Source organism: Pseudonocardia kongjuensis (assembly GCF_039526905.1).
GTDB classification, from domain to species: domain Bacteria; phylum Actinomycetota; class Actinomycetes; order Mycobacteriales; family Pseudonocardiaceae; genus Pseudonocardia; species Pseudonocardia kongjuensis.
On sequence record NZ_BAAAJK010000024.1, the window covers coordinates 100,005 to 117,490 of the forward strand.

Below are 17,486 nucleotides of genomic sequence, written 5' to 3' on the forward strand. Positions count from 1 at the left end.
CGAACGGGGATGACAGCCCACCGGGCCGGGCCCCACCATCGGGTATGCGGATTCTGCTGCTGGGTGGGACGGTCTTCCTCTCGCGCGCGATCGCCGAGGCCGCGCTGGCCGCCGGACATGCCGTGACCTGCGTGTCCCGCGGCGTCTCCGGCGCGCCGCCGCCGGGTGCGGCGACGGTGAAGGCGGACCGCTCCGAGCCCGGCGCGCTGGCGGCGGCGCTGGCCGGTGAGCCGTCCGGAGGCGGGTTCGACGCCGTGATCGACGTCGCGACGATGTCGGCGCCCTGGGTGCGCGACGCCCTGGACGCGCTCGCCGACCGGGCCGCGCACTGGACGTTCGTCTCGTCGATCAACGCCTACGCCGATCCGTCGGTCCGCGGCGGGACCGTCGGCCAGCCCACCCTCGGTCCGCTGCACACCCGTCCCGATCCGGACTCCGACGACCCGGAGGTCTACGGCGCCGCGAAGGTGGCGAGCGAGCAGGCCGTGCGCGAACGGGTCGGGGACCGGGCGCTGATCGTGCGCGGCGGGCTGATCTGCGGGGCCGGGGACCTGTCGGACCGGTTCGGGTACTGGGCGAACCGGTTCGCCCGGGGCGGGCGCGCCGTCGTGCCGGACGTGCCGGGGCACCCGATGCAGATCATCGACGTGCGCGATCTGGCGGAGTGGATCGTGCGGTCCGCCGAGGCCGGCGCCACCGGCGTCTTCGACGGCACCGGGCCGCGCTCCACCCTGGCCCGGGTGCTGGAACAGGTCGCCGACGCCGTCGGCGCCCCGGACCTGGACCTGGTGCGGGTGCCGGCCGAGACGCTGGTCTCCGAGGACGTCGCGATCTGGGCCGGGCCGCGGTCGCTGCCGCTGTGGCTGCCCGAGTCGCACTGGGGCATCGCCGACCGGGACGTCACCGCGACCCTGGCGGCCGGGCTCGGCGTCCGGTCGGTCGGCGAGACGGCGCGCGCCGCGCTGGACCGCGAGCGGGAGCTGGGCGTGGCCCGGCACCGCCGGTCCGGGCTCACCCCCGACGAGGAGCGGGCCGTGCTGCGGGCGCACGCCACCGGCTGATCCGGTGGCCGCTCAGCCGCCGTCGAGCACCGTGCGCAACCGGGCGGCGAACCCGGCCGGATCGCCCGGGTAACCGAACTCGCCGCCGGCGAATCCGCCGTGGTGGCTGGGGAACAGCACGATCTCCCGGCCGAGCCGCGCGGCGAGCGCCCGCGCGGTGCGCGCGGTGAGGGTGTCCCCGGACTCCTCCCCGGCGGCGATCAGCACCCGGGTGGGCGCCGCGGCGAGCGCGGCCCCGTCCGGGACGTGGGTGAGGACCGACGCCGACAGATCGGACAGCAGCGGGTCGTCGCGGGAGCCGTCGTCGTCGGTGGGCAGGCCGAACGCGGCCGGATCCGGCGGCCCGGCGGCGAAGTAGTCGTCGGTGAACTCGCCGGACCAGGAGGTCAGCGCGATGAAGGCGGCCATCCCGGCGCCGTGGCCCTTCGCGTCGTAGACCTCCCGCACCCCGCGCCACGCCCGCCGGGCGGCCGCCGCGTCCGGCAGCTCGTCGATCAGCGGTGGCTCGTGCGCGACCAGGACCCGGACATCGGCGGGGTACGCGGCGACCAGCGCCAGCGCCGTGACCGCACCCCCGCTGCTCGCCAGCAGGTCCACCGGCCCGCCGATGGCGCCGATCAGCGCGTGCACGTCCGCGGCCTGCACCTGCGGGTCGTGATCGGTGCGCCCGTCCCGCCGGGTGCTCCGGCCGATCCCGCGCGGATCGTAGGCGACGACCCGGCGCTCCGGCAGCTGCGCGGCGAGCGAGCGGAACCCGGTGGCGTCCATCGGCTGGGCGATCGCGAGCAGCGGCCGGTCGCCCGGCGCTGGATCGGGGCCGTGCACGTCGTAGGCGATGACGGCGTCACCGACGTCGAGGGTGTGCGTGTCCATGCATCCCCGACCGGGCCGGGACGGCGTTCTCATCGGTGCCGCGTGAGCAACGACCCACGTCACCCGCTCGGACGAGCGCGGACGGACCGGGGATGCTGGTCGCATGCACCGCAGCCACACGCACGATCCGGCGGGCCCGCCCTGCCCCGCACCGGTCACCGGCCGGGGACCGGCGGGACACCTCCGATGGGCATGACCTGGGAGCAGGTGGTCCTCGACGCCCGCGACCCGGAACGGCTGGGCCGCTGGTGGGCCGAGGCGCTCGACTGGGAGGTCGTCGCCGTGTCGCCGCGCGAGTTCTCCATCCGGCCGGTCCGCGGTGGCGCCCCGGGGATCACCTTCGTGCCGGTGCCGGAGGGCAAACGGACGAAGAACCGGATGCACATCGACCTGCGGCCGGACGGCGTGCGCGACTCCGAGGTCGCCCGGCTGCTGATGCTGGGCGCGACCCGGATCAACGTGGGCCAGCACGGGGACCAGCCGTGGACCGTGCTGGCCGATCCCGAGGGCAACGAGTTCTGCGTGCTCGGCGAGCACCGCAGCTGATCCATCCACAGGCGACCGGGGTTGTCCACAGGACACACACACTGTGGACAACCCGGTGGGCGGGTGCTGTCACGCGGCCGCCGCGACCACCGGGAACAGCCCGCGGTGCACCGACCCGACGGCACCGGCGGAGCGGGCGGCGTCGATCGCCTCGAGCGCGGCCCCGACCCGGTGCGGCTTCCGGAGGTCCTTGGCGCGCAAGCCGATCCGCACGACGCCTGCCCGCCTGACCGAGCGCAGCGCCTGGGCCGGCAGCGCCCGCCTGCCGCCCGCCGCCGGCTCGGCCCGCAGCCACGGCTCGGAGCTGCGGAAGGTCAGCACCCTGGCCCGCAGGACGGGTCCGCCGGGGAGCGTGGACCGGATCGCGGTCTCGTCCGCACACAGGGTGAACCCCTGCTCGGGGAGTGCCGCGACGGTGCCCGCGGACGCCGTCCAGCCGGGCGCCGCGAAGCCGTCGGTGGACAGGCCGGTCGCGGTGAGCACCCGGCGCGCGGCGGTCAGCCGCAGCAGCGCCTCGTGCCGGGGCAGCGCGCCGAACTCGGTGCGCCGCCCGATCCGCGGGACCGAACCGTTCTGCCAGGCCCCGACCGGGTCGGCGGTGTGGTCGTAGCCGTGCAGCAGCAGGTCGTCGCCGGCGCCGACCCGGCCGGCGATCCAGCGGACCAGGTCGTCGGCGCGGCGCAGCGGCGGCGCGCCGGCGGCGCGGGGCTGCACCAGGTGGGTGAGCGGCACCCCGCGCCGGTCCAGCTCGACGGCGAAGGCGACGGCGCGGGCGCGGTCGGCGTCGTCGCCGTCGGTGAGGCCGGACAGCGAGACCAGCAGCGTTCCCATGCCCGCCATGACAGCGCACCGGGATGAACGCGGTGTGAGCCGCGCGGGTCGGCCCGGCGACGAACGACCGGCGGTCGCTCAGCGGGCGGTGAACCCGCCGTCGACGCGCAGCTCGGCGCCGTTCACCATCGCCGCCTCGGCCGACGCCAGGTACACCACGGCCGCGGCGATCTCGGACGGCTCGGCGAACCGCCGGGCGGGGATCTCGGCGCGGTGCGCGTCGCCGGCCGGGTTGTCCCAGACCTCGCGGCCCAGCGCGGTGAGCACGACGGTCGGCGACACCGCGTTCACGGTCACCCCGTGCGGCCCCCACTCCACGGCGAGGGTGCGGGTGAGCCCGTTGATCCCGGCCTTCGACGCGCAGTAGGCCGCATGCTTCTCCAGCCCGCTGCTCGCCGCCTGGGACGCCAGGTTCACGATCCGGCCGTGGCCCTGCTCCACCATCACCCGGCCGGCGGCCTGCGCCATCAGCCACGATCCGGTCAGGTTGACGTCGAGGGTCCGGCGCCACTCGTCGACACCCAGCTCCAGGGCGGGCGCGAGCAGCGCCAGCCCGGCCGAGTTGACCAGCACGTCGAGCCGGCCGTGCCGGTCGAGCACCTCGTCCACGCAGGCGCGCACCGAGTCCGGATCGGCGACGTCCACCCGGTGCGCCGAGGTGCACCCGCCGAGCCCGTCGGTGCGCAGGTCGGCCCCGGCGACGACGGCGCCCTGCGCGGCGAGCGCGCCCGCCACCTCGGCGCCGATCCCGGAGGCGGCGCCGGTCACCAGGGCCACCCGGCCCGTCAGGTCGAACATCAGCAGTCCGTCCCCACCGTCCCGGCCGCGGCGGTGCGCTCGCCGTCCCGCCGGTCGTAGCCGTCCAGCGCGGCGACCTTCTCGGCCGACGCGGACTGCGGGTCGAACCGGTGGTCCAGCCAGTCCGAGGCGAGCTTGCGGGCCAGCTCGATGCCGACCACGCGCTGCCCGAAGCAGAGCACCTGGGCGTCGTTGGACTTGACCGAGCGCTCCACCGAGAACGGGTCGTGCGCGGTCACCGCCCGGATGCCGGGCACCTTGTTCGCCGAGATCGCCACGCCGAGCCCGGTGCCACAGACCAGCAGCGCGCGATCGGCCTCGCCGTCGGCGACCTTGCGGGCCGCGGCCACCCCGATGTGCGGGTAGGCGGTGTGCCCGTCGGCGGCCACCCCGACGTCGATCACCTCGGCGACCCGGTCGTCGGCCTGCAGATCGGCCTTGAGCCGTTCCTTGTAGTCGAACCCGGCGTCGTCGGCACCGACCACGATGCGCAGCTTGTCGCTCATCCGTCCTCCAGAACTCGTCCGACCGCGGTGACGATCAGCGCCATCGAGGTCGCCCCCGCGTCGGGCGTCCCCACGCTCTTCTCGGCCAGCGGCCGGGCGCGCCCGATCCGCGGGCGCAGCTCGGCGGTGTCCCGCGCGCCCGCCGTCGCGCTGTCCGCGGCGGCGGTCCAGGCGGTGGCGAGGTCCGCGCCCGCCGCGACCCGTCGCTGCAGGTCGTCGGCGAACGGCAGCAGCGCGTCGAGCAGCGTCTTGTCGCCCGGCCGGGCCCCGCCGAGCTGCTCGATGGTGCTCGCGAACTCGCGGACGCCGGCGGCGACGACGTCGGCCGGGTAGCCGTCCGCGGAGTCGCCGAGATGCCGGCCGAACGACTCCAGCGCGGCCCCCCAGAGCACGCCGGAGGTGCCGCCCGCCCGCTCGGCCCAGGCCTGGCCGGCCTGCTGGAGCAGCCAGCCGCCGCCGACCTCGGGACCGAGGTCGGCGATCCGCGCGGTCGCGGCGGTGATCCCCTTGAGCATGCCGCGGCCGTGGTCGCCGTCCCCGGCGACGGCGTCGATCCGGCCGAGCTCGTGCTCGTGCTCCCGGACCGTCGCCTCGACGGCGGCGAGCGCGTCGCGCACGGTGCCGGCCAGCCGGCGGGCGGCCTCGCCCGCCTCCGGCGCGGTGACGGCGGCCTGCGCGCCGGCCAGCTCGTCGCTGCTCGGGGCGCGCAGCCCGGCCAGCGGCGCGCCGGCCTTGCGGTAGGCGGGGGTGTAGGCGTCGGCCCGCCACAGCGGGTCCAGCTCGTCGTCGAGCCACATCAGGGTGAGCGAGCAGCCGCCCATGTCCAGGCTGGTCACGAGCTCGCCGACCTCGGGATCGACGATCTCGTACCCGGCGTCGCGCAGCCGCCGCGCGACGTGCCCCCAGAGCAGGAACAGCTCCTCGTACTTGGTCGTCCCGAGTCCGTTGAGGATCGCGCCGACCCGGCTGCCCGCGCCGGCCGGGGCGGCCTTCAGGACGTCGTCGACCAGCAGGTCGGCGAGCTCGCGGGCGGGCAGCATCGGGACGTCCCGGATCCCGGGCTCGCCGTGGATGCCCAGGCCGAGCCCGAGATGCCCGTCCGGCACGGTGAACAGCGGCTCGTCCTCGCCGGGCATGGTGCAGCCGGCGAAGGCGACGCCCAGGGTGCGGGTCGCGGCGTTCGCGGCCCGGCCGAGGCGTTCCACCTCGTCGATGTCGTGGCCGCGCGCGGCGGCGGCGCCCATCACCTTGAACACGGTGAAGTCGCCCGCGATGCCGCGGCGGCGCTCCTCGTCGGCGGCGGAGGCGATGTCGTCGGTGACGACCACGATCCGGGCGTCGATCCCGTCGGCGCGCAGCCGCTCGGCGGCGATCCCGAAGTTGATCACGTCGCCGGCGTAGTTGCCGAAGCTGAAGATCACGCCGCGGCCCTGGTCGGCGGCCCGGCCGACGGAGTACGCCTGGGCCGCCGACGGCGAGGTGAAGATGTTGCCGACCACGGCGCCGTGCGCCAGGCCGGGCCCGACCGTCCCGCAGAACGCCGGGTAGTGGCCCGATCCGCCGCCGATCACCACCGCGACCTGCGGGTCGTCGCCGCGGTGGGCGACCACGCCGCCGTGCACCCCTCGGACACGGTCGGCGTAGAGATCGAGGAAACCGGCGAGCTGGTCGTCGGCGAACTCGGCCGGGTCGTCGTAGATGCGGGTCATGCGCGCTCACCCACTCCGGCGGAGTCGGCCGAGGTGGGCAGGTCCTCCGCGCGCTGGGGGACGTCGAGCCAGTACATCATCACGAAGGCGGCCCCGTAGAGGGCGACGAAGGCCCAGACGACGCCGACGTTGCCGGTGCCGAGCGCCAGCATGATCGCGACGACGGCCGCGCCCAGGAACGCGGCGCCACCGGCCGCGGTGGTGTACATGGCCATCGCGGCTCCCTTGTGGTCGGGTGCCAGCGCGGGCATGATCGCGCCCATCGGGACGAACCCGGCGAGCAGGCAGCCGAAGACGCAGCCGGCCGCGACGGAGACCCAGAAGCCCCAGGTGGAGCCGGCCGGGACGGCCTGCGGCACGTACCACCAGAGCAGCAGGCCCACGGCGGAGCCGAACACGCCGAACCACTGCACGGTGCGGCGCCAGCCCCACCTGTCGCCGACCCAGCCGAACACGGCGTTGACCAGGATGTTCGTCGCGTAGACGAACACGGTCATGGTCAGCCAGCGGTTCTGGCCCCAGCCGAGGTCGACGGCGATGACGGTCGGCAGGATGACGAACATGCCGTACTGCGGCGCGGTGTTGATCAGCCGGACCAGGAAGCCCATCAGGATCCGCGGGTTCTTCGCGGTCAGCCGCAGGCCGGCGGTGAGCACCTGGGCGCTGGTCTCGCCGGCCGGGGCGAGGCGCCGGTGGGCGTGTCCCTCGTGGACGCCGAAGTGGCAGATCGCCCAGCCGGCGACGACGAGCGCGGTCGCGCCGACCATCGCGGCGGTCTCGCCGCCGGTCCCGCCGCCGAACGCCGGGATCATGCCGATCGCGAACAGCGAGCCCAGGGTGGGCAGGCCGCCGGTGAACATCACGTAGAACCAGCCGACGGCGGCGCCGTTGCGGGAGTACGGGGTGACCGCGGTGACCCACACCAGGAAGGCGAAGGCGAACAGCGGGTAGCCGAAGCCGCGCAGGAAGTAGGTGATGACGACGCCCCAGAAGCTCTCCGCCTGCAGGCTCAGCAGGAAGAGCACCTCGAACACGACCCAGACGACGACGCCGAGGGTCATCACCCGGCGCGGCCCCCACAGGTCGGCGAGCGCGCCGGCCAGGTAGCTGGCGACGAGCACGGCGAGGCCGTACATCGAGATGATCGTGGCGACGGTGGCCTCGGGCGAGCCGAGGACCGCCTCGATGTGCGGCGAGATGAAGTTCGACTCGGTGCCGTTGCCGGTCATGAAGACCAGCAGGCCGAGGAATCCCCAGCGCAGCGAGTGCGGGATGCCGAGCCGGTCGAGGAAGGTCTCCTTCACGTCCGGCCCCCTCACGCGTTCGGGAGGATCGAGACCTTCACCGACGCACCGGAGGTGTCGCCGACCAGGTCGAGGGCCTTCTGGAACTCCGCGAGCGGCACCTGGTGGGTGCAGATGTCGGCGACCGGGAGCTTGCCGTCCTCCAGCATCTTGATCGCGGCGGGCCAGCAGTGCGGGCCGAGGTGGGCGCCGCGGACGTCGAGCTCCTTGTCGTCGGAGATGATCGACCAGTCCACTGTCACGTCGGACCCGAAGACCGAGTACTCGACGAAGGTGCCCAGCTTGCGCAGCAGGTTGAGGCCCTGCGCGACGGCCGGGACGGCGCCGGAGCCCTCCAGGTAGACGTCGGCGCCGTAGCCGTCGGTCAGCTCCCTGACCCGGGCGACGGCGTCCTCCCGGCCGATGTTGATCGTGAGATCGGCACCGGTGCGCCGGCCCAGCTCCAGCTTGTCGTCGTCGAGGTCCAGCGCGATCAGCAGCCGCGGGTTCTTGGCGCGGGCGCCGGCGATCAGGCCCAGCCCGATCGGGCCGCAGCCGGCGACGACCACCACGTCGTCGAAGGAGATGGTGGCCCGCTCGACCGCGTGCAGCGCGCAGGACAGCGGCTCGGCGAACGCGGCGTGCTGCGGCTCCAGGTCCGGCGAGACCCGGTGCACCCGGGCGCGGGTCGGGACCAGCATGTACTGGGCCATCGCGCCGTTGAAGTTGCGGAAGCCGAACATGTCGTGCGGCCCGCACATCCAGTACTGGCCGCGCAGGCAGTAGCGGCACTCCTCGCAGGGCACGATCTGCTCGCAGGCGACCCGGTCGCCGAGCGCGACGCCGTGCCGGGCGAGCCCGGCGTCGTCGCCGCCGACGATCCGGCCGACGAACTCGTGGCCCGGGGTCACGCCGGTCTGCGCCCAGGCGGGGCGGTTCTCGTCGCCCCAGAACTTGGCGGCGCCGTGGTAGCACTTGAGATCGCTGGCGCAGACGCCGACGGCCTCGACCTGCATGAGCAGCTCTCCCGCGTCCGGCTTCGGGACGTCCACCTCCTCCAGCCGGTAGTCCTCCGGGCCGTGCACGACGACGGCCTGCATCCGGGCGGGAATCGCTGTATCGACAGCCACGGCAGAACCTCCATTGGTGCCATGCGGATCTCTGCATGAACGCTGGTTCTGAGCATGCGTTCTGTTGTGAACATCCGTCAACACATCGGTTCCATGATGAACAAACGTGCAGTACGGTGGTGCGGCAGGATCGGCCACGACGAAGGGAGGCCGGCGATGGCGCCGCGTGGGCTCACCCGCCGCGACCTGGCCCTGATGCACCGGGCGGCGCGGCTGTACTACCTCGACGACCTCAACCAGGCCGCGATCGCGGAGCGGCTGACGGTGTCCCGGCCGACGGTGTCCCGGCTGCTCGCCGAGGCCCGGCGGGTCGGCATCGTCCGGATCACCGTGCACGACCCGGACACCCTGGCCACCGGCGGCGACGACGCGGTCCGGCTGGCCGCGGCACTCGGCGTCGAGCGGGTGTGGCTGGCGCCGTACACGGCGGACCCACTCGGCCCGGCGCTCGCCGAGCCGGTCGGCGAGGCGCTGCGCGAGGCCGCGCTCGCCCCCGGCGACGTGCTGCTGGTGTCCTCCGGCCGGACCGTGTGGGAGATCAGCCACGAGGCGCTGCCCCCGTTCCCCGGCTGCGAGATCGTGCCGACCGTCGGCGGCGTCGCCGAGCCGGAGGCGTGGCACCAGACCAACGAGATCACCCGGGCGCTCGCCGAACGGATGCAGGCGCACCCGCACTTCCTGTTCACCCAGGCCATGCCGTCACCGGCGATGCGGCACACGCTCGCCGAGGACCCCGAGTTCCGGCGGGTCACCGGGTTCTGGGGCCGGGCGCAGGCCGCGCTGGTCGGCGTCGGGGCGCCGCCCGCCGGGCGCGAGTCGATCTCCACCTCGGTCCCGCTGGACGACGAGGGGCTGCGCGCCGGCGCCGGCGACGTGTGCCTGAACTTCTACCGCGCCGACGGCGGCGAGATCGCGTTCCCGGGCAGCGACCGGATGGTCCGGATCTCCCCCGACGAGCTGCGGAAGGTGCCGCGGACGATCGCGGTGGCCGTCGGGGCGGAGAAGGTGCCGAGCATCGTCGGCGGGGCGCGGGCCGGGCTGTTCAACCGGCTCGTCACCGACGCCCCGACGGCGCGGGCGCTGCTGGAGGCGCTGGGCGGGGGGTGAGACGGCGCCGGCCGGGGCGCGGGGGTGCGGCTGATCGAAGGGCCCGGAGTCTGGGAGCTCCACGAGCCGGGACGTGCACCGGCGAACCGCCCGCTCCCGTGGGACACGATCCTGGCCGCGACCGAGCACGCACTCGACGGCCGTAGCTGACCGTCGAACCCGGACAGTCGGTCCGGGTCGGCCCACTGTTTCGGGCACCGCGATGACCCGCTCGTGGTGGAGCTCCTCCGCGGGTGTCACGCGACAACACCCGCCGGAGGAGGCCTCAGCCGGTGACCGGCGACTCCCAGGCCGTCCCGGTGATCCTCCGGTACACCTCGGCGTAGCGGTCCTGGACGACCTTCACCACGTCGTCGGGCACCTCCGGGCCGGGCGCGGTGCGGTCCCAGTCCAGGCCGGCCGACCAGTCGCGCACGTACTGCTTGTCGAAGGAGAACTGCGGGCGCCCGGGCTGGTAGGAGTCGGCGGGCCAGAACCGGGACGAGTCCGGGGTGAGCACCTCGTCGCCGAGGACGATCTCGCCGTCGGTGTCCCGGCCGAACTCCAGCTTGGTGTCGGCGACCAGGATGCCGCCGGCGGCGGCCGACTCGGCGCCGCGCCGGTAGACCTCCAGGGTCAGCGCGCGCAGCCGCTCGGCGGTGTCCGCGCCGACCAGCGCGACGACGTCGTCGAAGGTCATGAACTCGTCGTGCTCGCCGACCGCCGCCTTGGTGGTCGGGGTGAAGATCGGCTCGGGCAGCCGGGAGCCCTCGACGAGGCCGTCCGGCAGCCGCACGCCGGAGACGGTGCCGTCCTTCTGGTACTCCTTCAGGCCCAGGCCGGTGAGGTAGCCGCGGGCGATGCACTCCACCGGCAGCATGTCCAGCGGGCGGCAGCGCACCGCCCGCCCGGCGAACGCGGCCGGGATGTCGTGCGTGCCGATGACGTGATTGGGGACGAGATCGGCGGTCCGGTCGAACCAGAACAGCGACAGCGCGGTGAGGATCGCGCCCTTGTCCGGGACCGGGGTCGGGAGCACCACGTCGTAGATCGAGAGCCGGTCGGAGGCGACCAGCAGCAGCTCCGCCGGGTCCACCGACTCGTCGAGGTAGAGCTCGCGGACCTTGCCCGAGTGGATCAGCCTCACAGGATCCCTCCGGGGGTGTAGGCGGCCGCCTCCGGGTTCTTGGCGGTGATCGCCGCGATCCGCTCGGTGACCGCGGCGACCTGCGCGGCCGCCGCCCCGGTGAAGCGCAGCGGATCGTCGAGCAGCCCGTCGAGCGTGCCGGCGGGGAGCCCGAGCCGGTCGTCGGCGGCGAGCCGGGCGAGCAGGTCGTTGTCGGCCTGGCCCTGCTCGCGCATCGCCAGCGCGACGGCGACCGCGTGCTCCTTGATCACCTCGTGCGCGGTCTCCCGGCCGACCCCGGCCCGCACGGCGGCCATCAGCACCGCGGTCGTCGTGAGGAAGGGCAGGTAGCGGTCCAGCTCGCGGGCGATCACCGCCGGGTAGGCGCCGAACTCGTCGAGCACGGTCAGCGTGGTCTCGAACAGGCCGTCGAGCGCGAAGAAGGCGTCCGGCAGGGCGACCCGGCGGACGACGGAGCAGCTGACGTCGCCCTCGTTCCACTGGGCGCCGGCCAGGTCCGCGGTCATCACCGAGAGTCCGCGCAGGATGGTCATCAGGCCGTTGATGCGTTCCGCGGAACGCGCGTTCATCTTGTGCGGCATGGCGGACGACCCGACCTGCCCCGGGGCGAAGCCCTCGGTGGCGAGCTCGGCGCCTGCCATCAGCCGGATCGTGGTGGCCAGCGACGACGGGGCCGCGGCGAGCTGCACCAGCGCGGTGACGACGTCGTGGTCCAGCGAGCGCGGGTAGACCTGGCCGACGCTGGTGAACGCCTCGGCGAACCCGAGGTGCGTCGCGACCCTCTGCTCCAGCTCGTCGAGCTTCGCCGGGTCGCCGTCGAGCAGGTCCAGCATGTCCTGGCTGGTGCCCATCGGGCCCTTGATGCCGCGCAGCGGGTAGCGCGAGCGCAGGTCGTCGAGCCGGGCGTGCGCGACGAGCAGCTCGTCGGCGGCCGAGGCGAAGCGCTTGCCCAGCGTGGTCGTCTGCGCGGCGACGTTGTGGCTGCGGCCGGCCATGACCAGCTCGGCGTACTCGGCGGCGCGCCGGCCCAGCCGGGCCAGGACCGCGACCGTGCGGTCGGCGACCAGCTCCAGGGACAGCCGGATCTGCAGCTGCTCGACGTTCTCGGTGAGGTCCCGGCTGGTCATCCCCTTGTGCACGTGCTCGTGGCCGGCGAGGGCGTTGAACTCCTCGATCCGGGCCTTCACGTCGTGCCGGGTGATCCGCTCGCGATCGGCGATCGAGGCCAGGTCGACCTGCTCGACGACGGCCTCGTAGTCGTCGATCACCGACGACGGCACCTCGATGCCCAGGTCACGCTGGGCGCGCAGGACCGCGATCCACAGCCGTCGCTCCAGCACGATCTTGTACTCGGGGGACCAGAGCCGGACCAGCTCGGGACTCGCGTAGCGCGCGGCCAGCACGTTGGGAATCACGTGGCGCGATGATAATCGCTGGTCGGACGGGTGGGGCGGGCGGGAGCCCCGGCTCACACGGACTGCTCGCCGATCGCCTCGCGCAACGCGTCGCGGGCCACCCCGCGCGGATCCTGCTCGGCCTCGATCAGGGCGGTCAGCACCATGCCGTCGACCAGCGCGGTCACCCGGCGCACCTCGCCCGGCCGCGGACGGCGGCCCGCCGTGCGGGTGAGCGCCTCGTCGAGCAGGGAGTCGAACTCGACCCGCTGGGCGCGCAGCAGCCCGGCCAGGAACGGCCGGTGCCCGGAGCCGATCAGCCGCTCGAACCGGCGCAGCACCGCGCCCAGTCCCTCGTTCCGCGAGCGCGGGCCGAGCAGCAGGTCGAGCACGATCTCGGCCGGGTCGTCCCGGATGTCGAGGCAGCGGCGCGCGTCGGCCAGCTCCTCGCGGCCCAGCCGGTCCAGGCCGGCGCCGACCAGGTCCTCCAGCGAGGAGAAGTAGTAGGTGGTCGCGGCCAGCGGCACCCCGGCCCGCTCGGCGACGGCACGGTGCCGGATCGCGTCGAAGCCCCCCTCCGCGAGCAGCTCCGCGGCTGCCGCGACGAGCAGCGCGCGCCGCCGCTCACCCTTCTCCGTCTGTTTACCGGGGGCCGCCATGGGGTCATCCTGCCTGCCGCGGCGGCATTCTTTCGAGTGAGTTGCCCCGCGTCTCCTCTCCCAGGTGAGGGCGTCATCCGTGACCTTTTCGTGACCCTGCCGTGTCGCTCCGGACGCGGATGACCGACACTGAGGGCGTGCGCCCGTCACCTCGCAGCCGCCGAGCCTCGCGAAGCCCACTGCGCGGCGCCCCCGCGGTGGATCCGGCCGAGCCGATCGACCTCCGCTCGGACACCGTGACCGCACCGACGCCCGCGATGCGCAAGGCGATGGCGGCCGCCGAGGTCGCCGACGACGTGCTCGACCGCGATCCGACGATGCGCGAGCTCGAGGAGCGGGTCGCCGGCCTGCTCGGCGCCACCGACGCGCTGTGGACGCCGACCGGGTCGATGGCGAACCTGATCGCGCTGATGAGCCGGCTCGGCCGCGGCGAGTCGTTCCTGGCCCCGCTCGGCGCGCACGTGCTCGACTTCGAGCTCGGGACGGCCGCCTGGCTGGCCGGCGGGATGCCGCGGCCGCTGCCGCACGACGGCGGTCCCGGCAAGATCACCCCGCACGCGGTGCGGCGGGCCGCGGTGGACACCGCCGACAACGGCTCCTACGCCGCGCTCCGGCCGACGCTGCTCTGCCTGGAGAACACGCACAACTCGGCGGGCGGCACGGTGACCGCGCCCGAGGAGCACGCGGCCGTCGCCGCGGCCGCCCGCGCCGCCCGGCTCTCGGTGCACCTCGACGGCGCCCGGCTGTGGAACGCCGCCGTCGCGCTCGGCGTGCCGCCCGGCGCGCTCACGGTCGGCGCGGACACCGTCGCGGTCTGCCTGAGCAAGGGTCTCGGCGCCCCGGTCGGGTCGGTCGTCGCCGGATCGGCGGAGTTCACCGAGCAGGCCCGGCGGCTGCGCAAGATGCTGGGCGGCGGCGTCCGGCAGGGTGGCGTGCTGGCCGCGGCCGGGCTGGTCGCCCTGGAGGACGTCGACCGGCTCGCCGAGGACCACGCGCTGGCCACCACGCTCGCCGCGGGCCTGCGCGAACGCGGCTGGCGGGTCCGGGAGCCGCAGACCAACATCGTGCTGCTCGACGTGGCCGACCTGCGCGGCACGATCGCCGCGTTCCGCGAGGCCGGGGTGCGCGCCGGCGCGATCGCCGGGAAGCTGCGGCTGATGACCCACCGGGACGTCACCGAGCGGCACATCGCCGCCGCCCTGGACCGGATCGGGGAGGTCGGCCCGGCCAGCACCGGATCGCCGGGGGCGCCGCCGGCCCATCTCGGCCGCTCCCGCGACGTGCCGGAGCAGACGCCGCGCACCGCACTGGGCTGACCGGCACCGACCTGCACCGATCAGCACTGACCGGCACCGACCGGCACCGATCGGCACTGATCGGCACTGATCGGCCGGTCACACCCAGGCGCGCAGCCGGTCCAGCGCCGCGGTGATCCCCTCGGACGTCCCGGCGCAGGAGAACCGCAGGTAGCCCCCGCCGTCGACCGGATCGAAGTCCGGCCCGGGCGCGACCGCGATCCCGGTCTCGTCGAGCAGCCGGTAGGTCAGCGCCATCGAGTCCTCGCCGGGGCGCAGCAGGTGCGCGACGTCGGCGTAGACGTAGAACGCGCCGTCGGCCGGTGCCAGCCGGTCGATCCCGATCCCGCGCAGCCCGGCCAGCAGCAGGTCCCGGTTGTGCCCGTACCGGACGACGTGCGCGTCCGCCTCGGCGTAGCTCGCCTCGTCGAACGCGGCCAGCGCGGCGTGCTGCGGCAGCGCGGGCGGGCAGACGGTGAAGTTCCCGGCCAGGCCCTCGACGGTGCGGCGCAGCCGCGGCGGGCAGACCAGCCAGCCCAGCCGCCAGCCCGTCATCGAGAAGTACTTGGAGAACGAGTTCACCAGCAGCGCCTCCCGCGAGGTCTCCCAGGCGCAGGCCGTCGCGGGCGAGCCGGGGAACGTGATGCCGTGGTAGATCTCGTCGCTGACCAGCTGGATCCCGCGGCCCTCGCAGTACGACGCGAGCGCCGCCAGCTCGGCCGGCTCCAGCACGGTGCCGGTCGGGTTCGCCGGGCTGGCCAGGATCAGGCCCTTCACCGGCTCGTCGAGCTCCTCCAGCATCGCGACGGTCGGCTGGAACCGGGTCGCCGGCCCGCACGGCAGCTCGACGACCTCGCAGCCCAGCGCGGTGAGGATGTTGCGGTAGCAGGGGTAGCCGGGCCGGGCCAGCGCGACCCGGTCGCCCGCGTCGAACGCGGCGAGGAAGGCCAGCAGGAATCCGCCGGACGAGCCGGTGGTCAGCACGACGTCGTCCGGGTCGACGGTCACGCCCGCGGTCCGCCGGTAGTGGCCGGCCACGGCGGCGCGCAGCTCCGGGATGCCGGGGGCGACGGTGTAGCCGAGCACCTCGGAGTTCAGCGCCTCGGCGGCGGCCCGGCGGACCGGCTCGGGCGCCGGGGTCGACGGCTGCCCGGCCGAGAGGTTGATCAGGTCGCCGTGCGTGCGGGCCCGCTGCGCGGCGGCCGCCCAGACGTCCATCACGTGGAACGGGGCCACCGCGGCCCGGGCGGCGACGGTGAGCTGGGAGGCGGTCGATCCGGTCACCTGTCGAGGGTAGGCCGGTGGACGTGCGCCGGGCCCGGCACCTCCGCCGCCGTGGGGGGTGCCGGGCCCGGATCACACCGGTGCGCGGGCCGGGAGCCCGCCCCGTGAGGGGCAGAACCCGCGCGGTGTCACTCCGCCGCGGCGAGGCCCAGCTCGTCGAGGGCGGCACCGATCTGCGCGCTGGTGTCGGCGACCGCGGCGTCGAGGTACTCGGCGACCGGGGTCAGCTCGGCGGCCTGGGCCGAGCCCGTGAACGCCAGGGTGGCGAGCGGGGCGGCGATCGCGGCACCGACCAGGGTCAGGGCGCGACGACGACGGGCCGGCTGGGGAGCGTTGGCCATGATGGATCCTCCTGTGTCTCGAGGGCACCGGCTGTGCCCCCGTGACACGGAACGATTCCGCCCCGCACCGGATCGATCAAACCATGATGTCCGGTTTTACACCGTGTTCAAGATCTTTCTACACGGCCCGCGGCAACGACCAGGGCCTGGACAAGATCGTCCTGGTCAATCGGCTTGTTACTCCATTTAGAGCAAGGTCACTACGCCATACGGCGGTAACCTCCCGGCAACATCATCCCGGGATGTGGACCTCGCCGCGCTCGGCCCTGAGCCCGATGTCGGTCCGGTGGTGCGATCCGGCGAGCCGGACCGGGGCCAGCCGCGCGTACGCGTCGGCCCGCGCGGCGGCCAGATCGGCGCCCGTCCCGACCACCGACAGCACCCGCCCGCCGGAGGACACGACCGCGCCGTCGTCCCGTCGCCGGGTGCCGGCGTGCAGCACGCCCTCGCCGTCCGCGCCGGTGATCACGTCGCCGAGCCGCGGGGTCGCCGGATAGCCCTCGGCGGCGACGACGACGGTCACCGCGGACCCGTCCGACCACTCCGGCGCCGGCTGCTCGGCGAGCGTCCCGGTCGCCGTCGCGTACAGCAGCCCGGCCAGCGGCGTGCGCAGCAGCGCCAGCACCGCCTGCGTCTCCGGGTCGCCGAAGCGGCAGTTGAACTCGATCACCGCCGGGCCCTGCGAGGTGAGCGCGAGACCGGCGTAGAGCAGGCCGGAGAACCGGGCGCCGCGCTTCTCCAGCTCGACCGCGACCGGCCGGACGATCTTCTCCACCAGCTCGTCGGTCAGGTCGGCGCCGGCCCACGGCAGCGGGCAGTAGGCGCCCATGCCGCCGGTGTTCGGGCCGGTGTCGCCGTCGCCGACCCGCTTGAAGTCCTGCGCCGGCAGCAGCGGCACCACGGTGGAACCGTCGACCAGGCAGAACAGCGACGCCTCCGGGCCGTCCAGGAACGACTCGAGCAGCGCCGGATGGCCCGCGTCGAGCAGGCCCAGCGCGTGCGCCCTGGCGATCTCGATGTCGTCGGACACGACGACGCCCTTGCCGGCGGCCAGGCCGTCGTCCTTCACCACGTACGGCGGGCTGAACACGCTCAGCGCGGTGTCCAGGTGCGCGGGGTTGTCCACCACCACCGAGGACGCCGTCGGCACGCCGGCCGAGCTCATCACGGACTTCGCGAACGCCTTCGAGCCCTCGATGCGGGCCGCCTCGCGGCCCGGGCCGAAGCACCGGATCCCCGCGGCCCGGACCGCGTCGGCGGCACCGTTGACCAGCGGTACCTCGGGTCCGATGACGACCAGGTCCGCCTGCCAGGTCCGGGCGACCGACACGACGGCGTCGTTGTCGGCCACGTCCAGACCCAGCTGCTCGGAGACCGCCGCCGTCCCCGCGTTGCCCGGGGCGCAGGCGAGGGCCGTCACCCCCGGGTCCTGCGCCAAGGACACCGCGATGGCGTGCTCGCGCGCGCCGCTTCCCACGACCAGGATTCGCACGGTCGTCGAGCGTATCTGCGCATGTCCCGGGCCGCGCCACCGGCATCGGTC

The 17,486-nt window shown here is 74.6% G+C and carries 17 protein-coding genes; 4 read left to right on the forward strand and 13 right to left on the reverse strand.

Features of this window, described 5'->3' with window-relative positions:
* The first annotated feature begins 44 nt into the window (after nucleotides 1–44).
* Nucleotides 45–1,061 carry an NAD-dependent epimerase/dehydratase family protein gene (locus tag ABD160_RS20600; RefSeq protein ID WP_344024921.1) on the forward strand — a complete coding sequence of 339 codons (1,017 nt, stop codon included), beginning with the start codon at nucleotides 45–47 and terminating at the stop codon, nucleotides 1,059–1,061.
* A gap of 12 nt (nucleotides 1,062–1,073) precedes the next feature.
* Here ABD160_RS20600 and ABD160_RS20605 read toward each other — a convergent pair whose 3' ends face one another.
* Nucleotides 1,074–1,934, reverse strand: coding sequence for an alpha/beta fold hydrolase (locus tag ABD160_RS20605; RefSeq protein WP_344024923.1), 861 nt, complete (start codon nucleotides 1,932–1,934; stop codon nucleotides 1,074–1,076).
* A 186-nt stretch (nucleotides 1,935–2,120) separates the two neighbouring features.
* On the opposite strand from ABD160_RS20605, the gene ABD160_RS20610 reads away from it, so the two are divergent.
* Entirely contained in the window at nucleotides 2,121–2,480 is a 360-nt protein-coding gene (locus ABD160_RS20610) for a VOC family protein (protein ID WP_344024925.1), read from the forward strand.
* Between the two features lie 69 nt (nucleotides 2,481–2,549).
* Here the strand turns inward: ABD160_RS20610 and ABD160_RS20615 are convergent, their stop codons facing one another.
* From ABD160_RS20615 to ABD160_RS20640, 6 genes are all read right to left on the reverse strand, one after another.
* Nucleotides 2,550–3,311 (reverse strand): DUF2334 domain-containing protein, encoded by a 762-nt coding sequence (locus ABD160_RS20615; protein WP_344024927.1) that lies wholly within the window; start codon nucleotides 3,309–3,311, stop codon nucleotides 2,550–2,552.
* Between the two features lie 78 nt (nucleotides 3,312–3,389).
* Nucleotides 3,390–4,109: a GolD/DthD family dehydrogenase gene (locus ABD160_RS20620; protein ID WP_344024929.1), complete on the reverse strand. Its 720-nt coding sequence runs from the start codon at nucleotides 4,107–4,109 to the stop codon at nucleotides 3,390–3,392.
* Entirely contained in the window at nucleotides 4,109–4,615 is a 507-nt protein-coding gene (locus ABD160_RS20625) for a ribose-5-phosphate isomerase (RefSeq protein WP_344024931.1), read from the reverse strand. The genes ABD160_RS20620 and ABD160_RS20625 overlap by 1 nt, the downstream gene beginning before the upstream one ends.
* Nucleotides 4,612–6,324, reverse strand: a complete 1,713-nt coding sequence (locus ABD160_RS20630) for a dihydroxyacetone kinase family protein (protein ID WP_344024933.1) — start codon at nucleotides 6,322–6,324, stop codon at nucleotides 4,612–4,614. The genes ABD160_RS20625 and ABD160_RS20630 overlap by 4 nt, the downstream gene beginning before the upstream one ends.
* A complete protein-coding gene (locus ABD160_RS20635; protein ID WP_344024934.1) occupies nucleotides 6,321–7,628 on the reverse strand; it encodes an RbtT/DalT/CsbX family MFS transporter in 1,308 nt (435 codons plus the stop codon). Before ABD160_RS20635 ends, ABD160_RS20630 begins: the two co-directional genes overlap by 4 nt.
* A gap of 11 nt (nucleotides 7,629–7,639) precedes the next feature.
* Nucleotides 7,640–8,737: an alcohol dehydrogenase catalytic domain-containing protein gene (locus ABD160_RS20640; protein ID WP_344024935.1), complete on the reverse strand. Its 1,098-nt coding sequence runs from the start codon at nucleotides 8,735–8,737 to the stop codon at nucleotides 7,640–7,642.
* 156 nt (nucleotides 8,738–8,893) lie between these two features.
* Here ABD160_RS20640 and ABD160_RS20645 point away from each other — a divergent pair, with 156 nt between their 5' ends.
* A complete protein-coding gene (locus ABD160_RS20645; RefSeq protein ID WP_344024936.1) occupies nucleotides 8,894–9,844 on the forward strand; it encodes a sugar-binding transcriptional regulator in 951 nt (316 codons plus the stop codon).
* Nucleotides 9,845–10,109: 265 nt separating this feature from the next.
* Here ABD160_RS20645 and ABD160_RS20650 read toward each other — a convergent pair whose 3' ends face one another.
* The 3 genes from ABD160_RS20650 to ABD160_RS20660 are packed head-to-tail and all read right to left on the reverse strand — an operon-like array spanning nucleotide 10,110 to nucleotide 13,023.
* The gene (locus ABD160_RS20650) at nucleotides 10,110–10,970 is read right to left on the reverse strand and encodes a phosphoribosylaminoimidazolesuccinocarboxamide synthase (protein ID WP_344024938.1); all 861 of its coding nucleotides are present in this window, start codon (nucleotides 10,968–10,970) and stop codon (nucleotides 10,110–10,112) included.
* On the reverse strand, nucleotides 10,967–12,385 hold the full coding sequence (gene purB / locus ABD160_RS20655; RefSeq protein WP_344024940.1) for an adenylosuccinate lyase: 1,419 nt from the start codon (nucleotides 12,383–12,385) through the stop codon (nucleotides 10,967–10,969). Before purB ends, ABD160_RS20650 begins: the two co-directional genes overlap by 4 nt.
* A gap of 53 nt (nucleotides 12,386–12,438) precedes the next feature.
* Complete coding sequence (locus ABD160_RS20660; RefSeq protein WP_344024942.1) at nucleotides 12,439–13,023, reverse strand: TetR/AcrR family transcriptional regulator; 585 nt, start codon at nucleotides 13,021–13,023, stop codon at nucleotides 12,439–12,441.
* 119 nt (nucleotides 13,024–13,142) lie between these two features.
* On the opposite strand from ABD160_RS20660, the gene ABD160_RS20665 reads away from it, so the two are divergent.
* A complete protein-coding gene (locus ABD160_RS20665) occupies nucleotides 13,143–14,339 on the forward strand; it encodes a threonine aldolase family protein (RefSeq protein WP_344024944.1) in 1,197 nt (398 codons plus the stop codon).
* 78 nt (nucleotides 14,340–14,417) lie between these two features.
* Here the strand turns inward: ABD160_RS20665 and ABD160_RS20670 are convergent, their stop codons facing one another.
* The 3 genes from ABD160_RS20670 to purD form a co-directional block, all read right to left on the reverse strand.
* On the reverse strand, nucleotides 14,418–15,602 hold the full coding sequence (locus tag ABD160_RS20670) for a pyridoxal phosphate-dependent aminotransferase (RefSeq protein WP_344024946.1): 1,185 nt from the start codon (nucleotides 15,600–15,602) through the stop codon (nucleotides 14,418–14,420).
* Between the two features lie 128 nt (nucleotides 15,603–15,730).
* On the reverse strand, nucleotides 15,731–15,943 hold the full coding sequence (locus ABD160_RS20675) for a hypothetical protein (RefSeq protein ID WP_344024948.1): 213 nt from the start codon (nucleotides 15,941–15,943) through the stop codon (nucleotides 15,731–15,733).
* 232 nt (nucleotides 15,944–16,175) lie between these two features.
* Nucleotides 16,176–17,435, reverse strand: coding sequence for a phosphoribosylamine--glycine ligase (gene purD, locus ABD160_RS20680; RefSeq protein ID WP_344024950.1), 1,260 nt, complete (start codon nucleotides 17,433–17,435; stop codon nucleotides 16,176–16,178).
* Between the last annotated feature and the right edge of the window lie 51 nt (nucleotides 17,436–17,486).